Here is a 13,398-nt window from a genome sequence, read left to right on the forward strand (position 1 = left end):
GCGGCGGGGTCGCTCTGCGGCACCATCTCCGGTGTGCCGACCCTCCGCATCGCCCAGGACACCGCCGCCGACGAGCTGCTCGGATGCGACCCGCTCGCGCTGGTGATCGGGATGCTGCTGGACCAGCACATGCGTCAACGAAGCAGCTGACCGTTCCCAGCGCCGAGATCAGCGGACGCCCCGCTGCTGGTCCCCATGCCCTGCGACCGCCCGCGCCGCGTGGACGGGAGTCGCTGGGGGCGCGGCCAACCCCTGCCGCTCGGCGCAGCGTCCGGCCCCTCCACGCCCCACCCGGTGGGCTGTTCACGCCCGTCAAGGCAGCAGGCTGTCTTCCAGTGTGGTGCGCAGCCAGCGCTCGTACCGGTCCGGTGGCCAGTCGCAGTGCACCCGGAACATGTGGTGCAGCTCGGGGCTGGTGAGGGCCCACAGGACGGCGGCTGCCTCGTCCACCGGCATCGCGTCCCGCAGGGGGCCGTTCGACGCGATCCATCCCGCGACGGTCGTCATGGCCTGCCGCCGCTGGCGCAGGTGCAGATCGTCGCGCAGGGCCCCGACGTCGGCATCGACCGCGGCAGCGCTGCGCAGCATGTCATCGACCGGAGCGATGCGCTCCAGCTGGCCGAGGATGCCGTGGGCGAACGCCGCGACCTGCTGACGCTGGTCGGTCTCGGCCCGCATGGCCTGTGGATCCGGTCTGTCCAGTAGCGGGACGTCGGCGTCGTCACCACCCACGACGGTGTCCAGCGCCGCCTGCAGCAGCCGGCGCTTCGAACCGAAGAGGTGGAACACCGTGTCGACCGACACCTCGGCCTCGCTGGCGACCGCGGCCAGGGTCGTGCCGGCGTAGCCCCGGGCGAGGAACAGGTCGATGGCCGCCGCGACGACCCGGCGCCGGGTCCTCCTCGCCCGCTCGGCGCGCAGCGGGGAGCGGTAGGGCCGTCGGTTGACAGGGTCCGCCACGGGGAGCACGCTACCGCTATTCGTCCTAGTGCAACTAGGACCGAAATGATGAGAGGTGCCGCATGAGCACCGGATACGCCATCGCTTACCGGCTGGGCATCACTCCGTGGGAGCGCGCCGGACGGGAGGCGGCGGGCCAATTCACCGGTCTGTTGTCCCGGGAGGAGGCCGAGCGGACCCCGCCGTACGGACGCGCCCTCGACTTGGGCTGCGGAACCGGTGTGCACTCCCTGGAACTGGCCCGAAGGGGCTGGGTGGTGACCGGGATCGATGCCGTGGGCGCCGCCGTGCGTCAGGCCCGGGCGCGCGCGGTCGAGCAAGGGGCCGACGTCAGGTTCCTGGAGGGTGACGTCACCGCCCTGCGGCGGGCTGACGTGGGCGAGGTCGGCTTCTTCCTCGACGTCGGGTGCTTCCACGGGTTGACGGATAGCCAGCGGGCGGCGATGGGGGACGGGGTCACCGCCGTCGCCGCCCCCGGCGCGACGCTGCTCCTGCTCGCCTTCCGGCCCGGACGGCGCCAGCTCCTGCCGCGCGGTGCTGGCCGCGGCGACATCGAAACCGCCTTTCCCGGCTGGACCCTCGCCGATGAGGTGCTCGCCGACGTGACCGGGATGCCCGGCCCGCTCAGGCGGACCGCGCCGCGCTGGTACCGCCTGCGAAGAGCGTGACGGCGGAGCAGACGGTCGCCGTGGCGGTGGGTGCTTGCCACGAGCCCTTCCTACGGCACGATCTCGGTGTGCCGACTCTGCGCATCGCCCAGGACGACATGTGAGAACGAAGCACCGCGGCCGCTGCGCCCGATACCGTCGACAGGGCGATGAATGTGCAGTCACGTCCACGAGGGCCGGCGCCCCGGTTCGGGATCCTCGGTGAGCTGCGCGTCGACGTCGGTGGCGACGAGGTGCGGCTCGGCAGCCCGAACCAGCGCGTGCTGCTGGCGGCCCTTCTGGCCGAGGTCGGAGCGGTCCTCTCCGTCGACCGGCTGGCCGACATCCTGTGGGGCGACGGCCAACCCCACGATCCGGCAGGCGCGATCCAGACCCAGGTCTCCCGGTTGCGAGGTGCGCTCGAGCGGAGGGGCGGCGCTCCTGCCCGAGACGTGCTCGTCACGCGCCCTGGGGGCTACGCCGTGGCCGTCGAGCCCGACCAGGTCGACGCCGGCCGTTTCGAGCGGCTGATCGGCGAGGCACGCGCCGCCTCGAAACCGCATGCCAGGGTCGAGCTGACGGCGGAGGCGTTGAGGCTGTGGCGGGGACCGCCACTGCCTGAACTCGGCCACGAGCGGGCGATCGTGGAGGCGGCGCGCCTGGAGGAGCTGCGCTGGACTGCGCTGGAGCTCCGAGCTGAGGCGATGCTGAGCCTGGGGCGCCACCCGGATGTCGTGGCCGAACTCGAGGTGCCGATCGCCGGCAACCCGCTCCGTGAACAGCTCCGTGGTCAGCTGATGGTGGCGCTGTACCGCTCTGGACGGCAGGCGGATGCGCTCGCCGCCTACCGGGATCTGCGGGACACGCTGGTCGGCGAGCTGGGGATCGAGCCGTCGGCGCCGCTGCGGGAGCTCGAGCGGGCGATTCTCCAGCAGGCCGAGACCCTCCCGTGGCCGGCGTCCCCGGTCGAGGGCGGTGCGGACGTGGGTGCCCCACGCCGGACTCACCGGGCGGCGAGGGGGACGAATCCCGCGTTGCCCGAGGAGCTGACCAGTTTCGTCGGTCGGCAGGCGGACATCCGGGGCGTCAGGGCAGCGCTGGAGCAGAACCGGATCGTGGTCCTGACCGGCGTCGGTGGCGTGGGCAAGAGCCGGCTCGCCGTACGCGTCGCTCGCGAGCTGACCGAGGACTACGCCGACGGCGCGGTGTGGTGCGACCTCGTCAGCGCCGAGGACCCGAGCGCCGTGCCCGATGTGGTCGCGACCGCGCTCGGTGTGCTGCCTTCCGAGCGCGGGAGCATCGCCGGCCTGACGGAGATCCTGCGCGCCCAGCACGTGCTGCTGGTGGTCGACAACTGCGAGCACGTGCTGGCCGGCGCCTCCGAGCTGGTGAACCTGCTCCGGCGCCGATGCCCGAACGTGGGTGTGCTGGCCACCAGCCGGCAGCCGCTCGACGTCGTCGGCCAACAGGTCTGGCCGGTTCCACCCCTGGACGTCGGGGACCTGGGGCGAGGCACTGCGGTGGAGTTGTTCCGAGAGCGGGCCGCATCGGCGGATCCCACCGTCGACTGCACCGGCGCCGACCGGGAGGCCGTGCTGGAGCTCTGCCGCCGGCTCGACGGACTGCCCCTGGCCGTCGAGCTGGCCGCGGCCCGGACGCGATCCATGACCCCGGCCGACATCGCCGAACGGCTCGATTCCCGGCTCGAGATGCTCGCCGAGGGATCCGACGCCACCTCGCCGCGGCACCGGAGCCTGCAGGCCGCCCTCGACTGGTCCTACGACCTGCTCCCGGATGCGACGCAGCGGCTCTTCGATCGGCTCGCTGTCTTCGCCGGCGGGTTCGATCTCGACGCCGCCGGCCGTGTCTGCGCCGGCGATGGGGTACCGGCAGCCGCGGTTGCCGGCCGGTTGGCCGAACTGGTCGACCACTCGCTGGTGGCCGTCGACCGCGCCGGCCGGCACGCGCGGTACCGCCTCCTGGAGAGCCTCCAGGCCTACGCCGAGGCGCACCTCGACGAGCGTGGCGAGCTGCCGTCCTGGCGTCGCCGTCATGCCGAGCACTACCTGTCCCTGGCGGAACGGGCCGCGGTCGGCCTGCGCGGCCCCGACGAAGGCCATTGGGTGCACCTGCTCGACACCGAGTTCGCCAACGTCCGTGCCGCACAGAACCGGGCATGCGCGTCCGGGCACGCGGACGTGACCCTGCGGCTTCCGGGACTCCTGTGCGACTACGCGTACTTCCGGCTCCGCGACGAGGTGTACGGGTGGGCGCAGCATGCGCTCGAGCTGTCGGAAGCTTCGGCCCACCCCGCCCGGTCGGCGGCCCTGCTCACGGCTGCGGTCGGCCGCATGCAACGGGGTGAGCTGGACGGGGCACTCGAGGCCGGCGCCCAGGTGCTCGCCGCGACCTCCGACGATCAGCTGGTACTGCGTGCCACGCAGCTGCTCGCGGAGATCGCGCTCTACCAGGGGCGCCTGGACGATGTCGACCGGCGAGGGGACGAGGTCCTCGAACGGGCGCGTGCGGCGGCGGATCCCTACGCCGAGGCGCTGGGCCACCTCTACCGCGTGCATGCGGCCGCCTACCGCGGACAGCCCGAGCAGGCGCGATCCCGTCTCGACGCCGGTTGGCGGGCCGTGGAGAGAGCCGGCACCCCGAGCCTGCGGGCGGGATTCAGCTACCTCGAGGGCGAGATCCGGCTGGATGCCGCTCCCGAGGTGGCGCTCGCCGCGTTCGCCCAGGCCATCGAGGCCACCCGCCCGGTGGGCAACCGGTTCGTGGCAGGGGTGGCCCGCGTCGCCATCGCCTCCCTGGCGGCGCGGCACGGGAGACCGGAGGAGGCGTTGCTGGCCTTCCGCGACATCGTCGACCACTGGCGGACGTGCGGTGACTGGGTCCACCTGTGGACCACCCTGCACAACCTCGTGGTCATGCTCGAGCGCGTCGGAGCCGACGAGGCCGCGGCGGTCCTGCACGGCGCGGTGCACACCGCCACCACCGGCGCCCAGCCCTTCGGCGCGGACGCCGACCGCCTGCGGGCCGCTGCCGCCGCTCTGCGGCGGTCGTTGGGGGAGGAGACGTTCGCGGCCGCCGTGACGCGCGGTCGGTGCATGAGCGACGTGGACGTGGTCACCTTCGTGCTCGACGAGATGGAGCGTCTGCTGACAGCGCAGTCGGCCGAAGGGTGCGGGTAGTCCCCGTATCCGGAGAGTGCCTCTCCAAGAAAGCCGGCACCACCTCGTCGTACGTTCCGATGTCATCTGCCGGCAGATCGTGCGAGCTGTCCGGCACGTCGGGCGGACGTCTCCATCTGCGGCTGCCAACTGCGCAGGTCGCCGAGCGAGCCGTGCACCAGGACGGCCGGGTCTCCTGCTCCTCGCTCGACGTACTCGAGCTGCGTCTGGTCCACCTGCATGGTGGGCACGTGCGCCGCTCGATCTCTCTCCTACGGGCGGGCCTCGAGCACCTGGTGGATCGGGGCGTCGGCGACCTTCCGGAACCGGGTGAAGCCCGCCTTCTCGAAGATCTCCCCGATCGCGGTGGGTCCGGCCTGCCCGCCGAGCGCGTAGCGGCCGGGCTGGGCCAGCGCGTTGGGGACGCAGACGAACGTGGACATGCCGTACCCGAGCCTGCCCAGCGGGTTCAGGTTGTCCTCGGTGCGGTCGCCGGACCGGATCTCGACGAGCATCACCGCGCCGTCCTCCGCGAGCGTCTCGCGCGCGTGGACCGCCGCCGACACCGGGTCGCCGAAGTCGTGCAGGGCGTCGAAGAAGCAGATCAGGTCGTAGCCGCCGTCGGGGGCCGGGTACCCGCCGGCGTCCGCCACCTCGAATCTGAGCCGGTCGCCGCCCTCGAGCCCGGCGTCGGCGGCACGCCGCCGGGCGATCTCGACGGAGGCGGCGTGATAGTCGAACCCGGAGACGGTGACGTTCGGGAAGGCCCCGGCGAGCAGGATCGTCGAGGCCCCGTGACCGCAGCCGACGTCGGCGACGTGTCCGCCATCCTGCAGCCGCTGCTGCACGCCGTCGAGCGCGGGGATCCAGCTCTCGACGAGGTGCGTCCGGTAGGCCGGCGCGAAGATCCCCTCCGTCGAACCGAAGAGCCCGGGGCTCTGCTCGTGCCAGCCCACGCCGTCTCCTGACCGGAAGGACGACTCGAGCCTCTCCGCGACCGCCCACACCGCGGCCATCTGCTCGAAGCCCGGCGCCAGGTGGACGGGGCTGTTCTCGTTCGCCAGCACCAGGGCGTGCTCCGGCGGAAGCTCGTAGGTGCCCTGTGCCGGCTCATACTTGATGTAGCCCCCGGCCGCCTGGTTGGCCAGCCACTCGCGCAGGTAGCGCTCGTGGACCTCCGTCCGTAGCGCCAGGTCCGCGGGTGTCAGCGGTCCCGCACCGGCCATCGCCCGGTACAGGCCGAGCCGATCGCCGATGTGAGCCAGGGCGGTCGAGACCGTGGCGCCGAGGTCGCCGACGACCTGTCCCGCGAACTGCTCGAGCTTCTGTTCGTCGATGGTCATGGTCGCGTCACTCCCTGGGTCGAGGTCCGGTGCCCCGGATCCTCACGCGCCGTCCTCTCATCCGGCTGTCACTTACCTGTCGCTGCCGCCGTCACCGGACGAGACCTCCTGCGGGCTGAGCCGACCCGGTGACTTCCCGTCGAGAGATCAGCTGTCGCCGGTGGCACGTAGTGACAGGACGGCGAGGTCGTCCGCCAGGTGACCGGACTGGAAGTCCAGCACCGACGTCTCCACCCTCCCGGCGATGTCCGCGGCGCCGGCCCCCGGCACCGCGGCGAGCAGCGCCCGCAGCCGGTCCTCGCCGAACAGCTCGAGACCGCCCGCAGCAGTTCGGTACCGGGCCTCGGTCACCCCGTCGGTGTAGAGCACGAGCACGTCGCCGGGCACCAGGATCGTCCCCTCCACCGGGAGGTCGATCTCGGGCAGGCTGCCCAACAGCGTCCCGGGGCTGCCCAGCTCCTCCACGGCGCCGGTGCCGCCGCGGAGGACCAGGGGCAGCGGGTGGCCGGCAGACGCCGCGCGCAGGTCGATCCGGTGCCCGGCGCGTCGGGCCAGGACGCAGGCGACGGTGCACGTCCCGTTGGGGGCTCCCTGACGCAGCAGGACGGTGTTGGCCGTGTGCAGCACGTCCGCCGGATCGGCTGTGTGGACGGCGGCGGTCCGGATCGCGTAGCGGACGGCGGCGGTGAGCGACGCGGCGACCGGCCCGGTGCCCTCGACGTCGCCGATGACCAGCAGCCACGAGGAGTCGTCGATCTCGATGAGGTCGTAGAAGTCTCCGCCGACGGTGGCCACCGTCCCGCCGGGCCGGTAGACGGCTGCCAGCTCCGCCCCGGCGGGCTGCGGGAGGTCGGGGGGCAGGAGGCTGCTCTGCAGGTCCTCGGCGAGCCGGCGGTGACGTTCCTTGGAGGCGGCCAGCGCCTCGGCGAGTCGTCGCTCGGTGGTCACGTCGGCCACCACGACGCACAACCCGATGACCTCCCTGTCGTGCCGGACGGGGAAGAAGCTGGCGTTCCAGTGGCGGACGTCCTCCGGCCGGCTGCCCACCGCGCCGGTCATGAGGATGTCCCGTCTCGGCCGGCCGGAGCGCAGCACCTCGCGGTACTGCTCCTCGGCTTCGGCACCGATCCCTGGGTGCAGCTCCGCGGGCGTCCGGCCCAGCAGCTCGACGGCCGGCACCCCGTTCATCTCCTCTAGGACCGGGTTGACCCGTACGTGCCGGATGTCCTCGTCGAACAACCCGACGCCGAACGGCGCGCTGTCGATGACCGCGTCCAACTGGGCGGCGATCACCTGGAGGCGGCTGCGTCCTGCTCCGGGAGATCGAGGCACAGAAAGGACAGTAGGCAGCCGGACCGACTCCCATGCACGCCTGTACTGCGGATACGTGACCGCGGAGCATTCTCACCGGGCACGCCCAGGCCCTGTACTCACGCGCAACTCCACCTGGAGACCGGCCGGGCGCCGGCCGAGCGCCCGGGGTACCCCTCGGCGGAGCTCGACCGCATCCCGGCGCCGGCCGTCGAGTCCTTCGCCGGCGTCGGCTGGTTCTTCGACCTGGCCGATCCGAGCGGGGGAGACCGTCGTGGACCTCGGGTCGGGGTCGGGAATGGACGCGTTCTCCGCCGCGCTGCGGGTCGGCCCGACGGGATGCGTCGTCGGGGTCGACATGACAGACGCGCAAAGCCGACCGGCGCGCCGAGCACGGCCTCGACCACGCCATGTCTCGGGGCCGGGCGGATCGAGCAGCTGCCGGTCGACGACGTCAGCGTCGACGTGGTCCTCTCCAACCGGGCCATCAACCGACCCCGACAAGGACCAGGTCTTCCGTGAGGTGGCACGGGTGCTGCGGTCGGGCGGCCGGCCTACGGCGTCCGCAGCGTCTGCGTGCTGGCGAAGAAGCAGGTGCGCTGGCCCACCGCCGTGGCTGCACCGGGCTCCCGACGGGACGTCGCGAGTCCGGTGCGGCGACTCTGCCCAGGGAGCCGCGCTCGCCGAGTCGTCCACGCCGGCTGTTCGCCCGGATGCTGATCAGGGAGGATCGGCGCGTGCCGACCCTCCGCATCGCCCAGGACCCCGCGGCCGACGAGCTGCTCGGGCGCGACCCGCTCGCGCTGCTGATCGGGATGCTGCTGGACCAGCAGTTCCCGATGGAGCGCGCGTTCGGTGCGCCCCGACTGTTGGCCGATCGACTCGGCGTCGATCGCCTGGACGCCGCTGTCCTGGCTGCCCTCGACCCGGACGAGCTGACCCGCGTGTTCCAGGGCCCGCCGGCGCTGCACCGGTACCCCGGGTCCATGGCCGGCCGGACGCAGGAGCTGTGCCGGCTGCTCGTGGACCGGTACGGCGGGCTGCCGGAGAACCTCTGGACCGACGCTCCCGACGGGGCGAGCCTGCTGAAGCGGCTCAACGAGCTGCCCGGCTTCGGCGCCCAGAAGTCGAAGATCTTCCTCGCCCTCCTCGGCAAGCAGTACGGCGTCACGCCGCCGGGCTGGCGGGAGGCGGCCGGCGACTACGGGGTCGACGGCTCGCGACGCTCGGTCGCCGACATCACCGGACCGGAGTCGCTGGCCGAGGTGCGTGCCGTCAAGCAGGAGCAGAAGCAGGCGGCCAAGGCCGCCAAGCAGTCCGCCACGAACTAGCCGAAGGCAGCAGCGTCCACCGCGCGACGGTGGCACGATGGGTTGCGCACCGCGCACTGCCCGGGGAACCCCCAGGGCGCACGGTCGTGGAGGGATGGAGCCCGTGGCCTCGAGCCAGCAGTTCCCGCGTCAGCGCCGGCCCGAGCCCGTGCTCATCACCGAGGCCGAGCCGAGCATGGCCGAGCAGCACGCGTTCCGGAAGAAGCGGTACGCGATCACCATGGGCATCCGAGCGGTGTTCATCGTCCTCGCGGCGTCGTTCTACCAGGTCGTCTGGCTCATGCTGATCTTCGCCTTCCTGGGCACGGTCCTGCCCTGGATCGCCGTCATCATGGCCAACGACCGCCCGCCCAAGAAGCGGCTGCACGTCAACACGTACGACGCCCGCCCCGACCGCGTGCTGGAGAGCCGCCCCACTCGCGTCATCGACGGCTGATCAGCGGGCGCCGGGTCAGTGCATCCGGTGGCCGGCCGCGAGGGGCTCGGCCGGCACGGTCGTGTGGTGCCGGCCGAGCGGAAGCATCAGCGGCTTCCCCGACGTCGGGTCGACGATCACCTGGCATTCCAGGCCGAACACCGCACGCACGTTGTCCACGGTGAGCACGTCCGCGGGGGTGCCGGCAGCGTGGACGCGACCGGACGTCAGCGCGACCAGGTGGTCGGCGTAGCGGGCGGCCATGTTGAGGTCGTGCAGGACCATGACGACGGTCGTGCCGCGTGCGTGGTTGAGGTCGGTGAGCAGGTCGAGGACCTCCACCTGGTGGCTCACGTCGAGGAACGTGGTCGGTTCGTCCAGCAGCAGGAGGTCGGTCTGCTGAGCCAGGGCCATCGCGATCCACACCCGCTGGCGCTGTCCCCCGGAGAGCTCGTCGACGGCGCGGTCGGCCAGCGCGGTGGTCTGCGTCGCCTCCAGGGCCGACGCCACCGCCGCGTCGTCCGCCCTGCTCCAGCGGGAGAAGACGCCCTGGTGCGGATGGCGACCGCGCCCCACGAGATCGGCGACCGTGATGCCCTCGGGAGCGATCGGGGACTGCGGCAGCAGACCGAGCGTCCGGGCCAGCTCCTTGGCGGGGAGGCGGTGCACCGCCCTGCCGTCCAGGAGGACCTGGCCGCTCCGTGGCGGTAGCAGGCGGGACATCGACCGCAGCAGGGTCGACTTGCCGCAGGCGTTCGCGCCGACGATCGCGGTGATCCGCCCGGCAGGGACGGCGAGGTCGAGGTGCTCGATGACGGTGCGCTCGCCGTATGCGAGCGTCAGGTGCTCGGCCGTGAGCGAATGGGTGGCGGTCACAGCGAGCCTCCGGCCCGGTTGGTGCGGGCGATCAGGTAGATGAGATACGGAGCGCCGAGCACACCAGTGACGACGCCGACCGGGAAGCGGGTCCCGAGGGCGAACTGACCGACGAGGTCGGCGACCAGCACCAGCACCGCCCCGACCAGCGCGGCCGGGACGAGCAGCGAGCCGTGCGGTCCCACGATCCTCGCCGCGATGGGGCCCGCGAGAAACGACACGAAGGCGATCGGGCCGCACGCGGCCGTGGCGAAGGCGATCAGGCCGACCGCCGCCACGATCGCCACGATGCGCGTCCGCTCGACGCGGATGCCCAGCGCCGAGGCGGTGTCGTCGCCCAGCTGCAGCGCGGAGAGTTCCCGCGTCTGCGCGAGCAGCACGGGCCCGAGCACGACCAGGGCGAGCAGGGCGGGGACGGTCCCGTCCCAGGTGCTGCCGTTGAGGCTGCCGGTCAGCCAGCGCAGCGCCTCGGCGAAGTCCCACGCCCCGGCCTCCGACAGGACGTAGGAGGTGATGCTCTTCGACATCGCCGCGACGCCGATGCCGATGAGGATGAGACGGGTCCCCGCGACCCCGTCCTTGAACGCGAGCGTGTACACCAGCAGCGCGACACCCAGCGCGGCGACGATCGCGGTGGCCGAGACCGCGGTTCCGCTCCAGCCGAGGAACACGATGGCGAAGGCGGCCGCGGCGCTGGCTCCTGAGGTGATGCCGATGACGTCCGGGCTGGCCAGGGGGTTGCGCAGCATGGTCTGGAAGGTGACGCCGGCCAGGCCGAAGCTCAGTCCTGCCACGACCGCGAGGACGGCGCGCGGCAGCCGCAGCCGGCCGACGGTGAACGAGGCGCCGGGCACGTCCTCGCCGAGGACGACGCGGAGCACGTCCCCGGGTGGGTAGAACGTCCGCCCGACCATCAGCGTGACGGCGAACGCGACGACGACGATCACGCCGAGGACCGTGACGACCAGGCGCCGGCGCGACGCGCGGCGGACCCGGCTCCGGGCGACGGCGTCCACGGTCGAAGGCGGCGGTGCGACGGTGACGGTCACAGCTCCCGCACCTTCTGCCGGCGGACGATGGCGATGAAGAAGGGCGCGCCGATCAGGGCGGTGATGATGCCGACGTCGATCTCGGCAGGGCGGGCCACGATGCGGCCGAGCACGTCGGCAGCGGTCAGCAGGCACGGGCCGGTGAGCGCGGAGAAGGGCAGCAGCCAGCGGTGGTCCACCCCGATCAGCAGCCGGCACAGGTGCGGGACGACGAGGCCGACGAAGCCGATGGGTCCGGCCACGGCGGTGGCGGCGCCGGCCAGCAGGACCGAGCCCAGGGCCGCGACGCCCCGGGCGAGGGCGACCCGTTCCCCGAGTCCGGCCGCGAGCTCGTCGCCCAGAGCGAGCGAGTTGAGGCTGCGGGCCGACAGCAGGCTGACCGCGAGCCCCACGACGAGGAAAGGCACCACGGTGCTGATGCCGGTGAAGCTGGCGCCGCCGACGCCGCCGATCTCCCACGACTGGATGCTCTCGGCGATGTCACCGCGGGGAAGGGCCACGGCGGTGATGAACGAGGCGAGCGCGGCGGACGTGGCCGCCCCGGCCAGGGCGAGCTTGAGCGGTGTCGCCCCGCCGCGGCCCAGCGAGCCGACGGCGTACACGAACACCGCAGTGACGGCGGCGCCGACGATCGCCGTCCAGACGATGCTGGTCGCCGAGAACAGCCCGAACCAGGCGATCCCGGCGACCACGGCGAGCGACGCCCCCATGTTGATGCCGAGGACACCCGGATCGGCCAGCGGGTTGCGGGTGACGCCCTGCATGACCGCCCCGGAGAGCCCGAGCGCCGCGCCGACGACGACCGCGAGGACGGTGCGGGGGATCCGCTTGGTCACGGCCGCCTGGCCGATGGTGTCCGACGACCCGCCGAGGGCGGCGACGATGTCGGACCAGCCCACTCCGCGCGAGCCCACCGCGACCGAAGCAGCCATGAGCGCGACCAGGACCCCGACGACCACCAGGAGCCACAGCACCCGGACCGGCCCCGGGCGCCGCACGACGGCGGCGCCCGGGGCCGGGGCGGAGGCGACCTGGGTCACTGGGCCTTGTCAGCTGCCTCGGCGAGCATCGAGACGTAGTCCTCGAGCACCCAGGAGATGGCCAGCGGCGTGGGGTTCGCGGCCGTGCCCAGGGGCGTGTCGGGCAGCAGGACGATCGACCCGTTGGCGACGGCGGGGATCTGCGACAGCAGCGGGTCGGCGTTGAGCGCGTCGACCAGCTCGTGGTCCCCGTAGGTCACGATGACGTCCACGTCGTCGAACACGTCGACCTGCTCGGCGCTCACCGTCCCGGAGAACTGCTCCGGATCGGTCGAGGCCTCCTCGACGCTCGCGGGAGTCGACAGCCCGAGGTCCTCGAAGAAGGCGCTGCGGGTGTCGAACGGCGTGTAGAAGCTGACCTCGCTCAGGTCCGTCGTGTCGACGTGCGTGAGGAACATCGTCGACCTGCCCTCGAGCTGCGGGTGCTCGGCGACGGCGTCGGCGATGTCCTGCTCGATGCTCGCGACGAGCTCCTCGCCGTCGGCGGCCATGCCCATGCCCGCGGCGTTGATCTCGATCATCTCGCGCCACGGGGTCGCCCACGGCGCCTGCGGGTACGCCACGACCGGTGCGATCTCGCTGAGCGTGTCGTAGTCCTCCTGGGTCAGCCCGGAGTAGCCGGCGAGGATGACGTCGGGATCGGTGTCCGCGACCGCCTCGAAGTCGATGCCGTCGGTCTCGTCGAACAGGACCGGGACGTCGGCGTCGAGCTCCTCGAGCCGCTCGCTGACCCAGGGCAGGAGGCCGTCGCCGTCGTCGTCGCCGAAGTTCGCGGCGGCCATGCCGACCGGGACGACGCCGAGGGCCAACGGAACCTCGTGGTTGGCCCAGTTGACCGTCGCGACCCGCTCGGGCTCCGAGTCGATCGTGGTCGTGCCGAGCGCGTGCTCGATCGTGACCGGTGACCAGTCCCCGGCCTCGGAGCTCGCCTCCTCCACGTCGGCCGACGAGGAGGAGCAGGCGGCGAGCCCGGCCGTCAGGAACGAGGCGGCGGAGAGCGCGAGCAGTCGTGATGCGCGGTGCATGGTGTCCTTCGAGTCGTGCCGCGTCGTCCGTGACTGCGCGGCTGTGGTCCGGCGGCCGGCGATCTACCGTCTGTGCGCGCCACGGGCGGCGGCACCGCACTGACGGTCGACGGGCGCGCGCCCTGGCCGGTTCGCATGAGGTGAGGCTCGCCTAACTTAGGCTTGCCTCAGCGCATGACAATGACGACGGGGTCACGATCGCCGTCAGCGCTCGGGCAGCCGGGG

12 protein-coding genes are annotated in these 13,398 nt (G+C 72.6%); 4 read left to right on the forward strand and 8 right to left on the reverse strand.

Annotated elements, in window-relative coordinates; genetic code table 11:
* Positions 1–312: 312 nt before the first annotated feature.
* Complete coding sequence (locus FHU33_RS08360) at positions 313–960, reverse strand: TetR/AcrR family transcriptional regulator (RefSeq protein WP_170182360.1); 648 nt, start codon at positions 958–960, stop codon at positions 313–315.
* Positions 961–1,022: 62 nt separating this feature from the next.
* Here FHU33_RS08360 and FHU33_RS08365 point away from each other — a divergent pair, with 62 nt between their 5' ends.
* Positions 1,023–1,628 (forward strand): class I SAM-dependent methyltransferase, encoded by a 606-nt coding sequence (locus tag FHU33_RS08365; RefSeq protein ID WP_142024925.1) that lies wholly within the window; start codon positions 1,023–1,025, stop codon positions 1,626–1,628.
* A gap of 149 nt (positions 1,629–1,777) precedes the next feature.
* A complete protein-coding gene (locus tag FHU33_RS08370; protein WP_142024926.1) occupies positions 1,778–4,804 on the forward strand; it encodes an AfsR/SARP family transcriptional regulator in 3,027 nt (1,008 codons plus the stop codon).
* A 62-nt stretch (positions 4,805–4,866) separates the two neighbouring features.
* Here the strand turns inward: FHU33_RS08370 and FHU33_RS24895 are convergent, their stop codons facing one another.
* The 3 genes from FHU33_RS24895 to FHU33_RS08380 all read right to left on the reverse strand — a co-directional run bounded on the left by FHU33_RS24895 (position 4,867) and on the right by FHU33_RS08380 (position 7,458).
* Positions 4,867–5,034 carry an alpha/beta fold hydrolase gene (locus FHU33_RS24895; RefSeq protein WP_170182361.1) on the reverse strand — a complete coding sequence of 56 codons (168 nt, stop codon included), beginning with the start codon at positions 5,032–5,034 and terminating at the stop codon, positions 4,867–4,869.
* Positions 5,035–5,055: 21 nt separating this feature from the next.
* Positions 5,056–6,126, reverse strand: coding sequence for a methyltransferase domain-containing protein (locus tag FHU33_RS08375; RefSeq protein ID WP_142024927.1), 1,071 nt, complete (start codon positions 6,124–6,126; stop codon positions 5,056–5,058).
* A 147-nt stretch (positions 6,127–6,273) separates the two neighbouring features.
* On the reverse strand, positions 6,274–7,458 hold the full coding sequence (locus FHU33_RS08380) for a PP2C family protein-serine/threonine phosphatase (protein ID WP_142024928.1): 1,185 nt from the start codon (positions 7,456–7,458) through the stop codon (positions 6,274–6,276).
* A gap of 716 nt (positions 7,459–8,174) precedes the next feature.
* On the opposite strand from FHU33_RS08380, the gene FHU33_RS08390 reads away from it, so the two are divergent.
* Both FHU33_RS08390 and FHU33_RS08395 read left to right on the forward strand, forming a co-directional pair.
* A complete protein-coding gene (locus FHU33_RS08390) occupies positions 8,175–8,768 on the forward strand; it encodes an HhH-GPD-type base excision DNA repair protein (RefSeq protein WP_211355046.1) in 594 nt (197 codons plus the stop codon).
* A 94-nt stretch (positions 8,769–8,862) separates the two neighbouring features.
* Entirely contained in the window at positions 8,863–9,204 is a 342-nt protein-coding gene (locus tag FHU33_RS08395; RefSeq protein ID WP_142024930.1) for a DUF3099 domain-containing protein, read from the forward strand.
* 15 nt (positions 9,205–9,219) lie between these two features.
* Here the strand turns inward: FHU33_RS08395 and FHU33_RS08400 are convergent, their stop codons facing one another.
* From FHU33_RS08400 to FHU33_RS08415, 4 genes are read right to left on the reverse strand one after another with little or no spacing between them, the layout of a single operon-like run.
* Entirely contained in the window at positions 9,220–10,059 is an 840-nt protein-coding gene (locus FHU33_RS08400) for an ABC transporter ATP-binding protein (RefSeq protein WP_142024931.1), read from the reverse strand.
* Positions 10,056–11,108, reverse strand: a complete 1,053-nt coding sequence (locus tag FHU33_RS08405; RefSeq protein ID WP_142024932.1) for a FecCD family ABC transporter permease — start codon at positions 11,106–11,108, stop codon at positions 10,056–10,058. The genes FHU33_RS08400 and FHU33_RS08405 overlap by 4 nt, the downstream gene beginning before the upstream one ends.
* Positions 11,105–12,148, reverse strand: coding sequence for a FecCD family ABC transporter permease (locus FHU33_RS08410; protein ID WP_211355048.1), 1,044 nt, complete (start codon positions 12,146–12,148; stop codon positions 11,105–11,107). The genes FHU33_RS08405 and FHU33_RS08410 overlap by 4 nt, the downstream gene beginning before the upstream one ends.
* A complete protein-coding gene (locus FHU33_RS08415) occupies positions 12,145–13,173 on the reverse strand; it encodes an iron-siderophore ABC transporter substrate-binding protein (protein ID WP_142024933.1) in 1,029 nt (342 codons plus the stop codon). The genes FHU33_RS08410 and FHU33_RS08415 overlap by 4 nt, the downstream gene beginning before the upstream one ends.
* Positions 13,174–13,398: the final 225 nt, after the last annotated feature.

It is taken from the genome of Blastococcus colisei (assembly GCF_006717095.1).
Lineage (GTDB): Bacteria > Actinomycetota > Actinomycetes > Mycobacteriales > Geodermatophilaceae > Blastococcus_B > Blastococcus_B colisei.

Coding starts and splice junctions, on each gene's coding strand:
- FHU33_RS08415 (WP_142024933.1), bottom strand. CDS start 13,173: ATGCACCGCGCATCACGACTGCTCGCGCTCTCCGCCGCCTCGTTCCTG.
- FHU33_RS08370 (WP_142024926.1), top strand. CDS start 1,778: ATGAATGTGCAGTCACGTCCACGAGGGCCGGCGCCCCGGTTCGGGATC.
- FHU33_RS08395 (WP_142024930.1), top strand. CDS start 8,863: ATGGAGCCCGTGGCCTCGAGCCAGCAGTTCCCGCGTCAGCGCCGGCCC.
- FHU33_RS08375 (WP_142024927.1), bottom strand. CDS start 6,126: ATGACCATCGACGAACAGAAGCTCGAGCAGTTCGCGGGACAGGTCGTC.
- FHU33_RS08365 (WP_142024925.1), top strand. CDS start 1,023: ATGAGCACCGGATACGCCATCGCTTACCGGCTGGGCATCACTCCGTGG.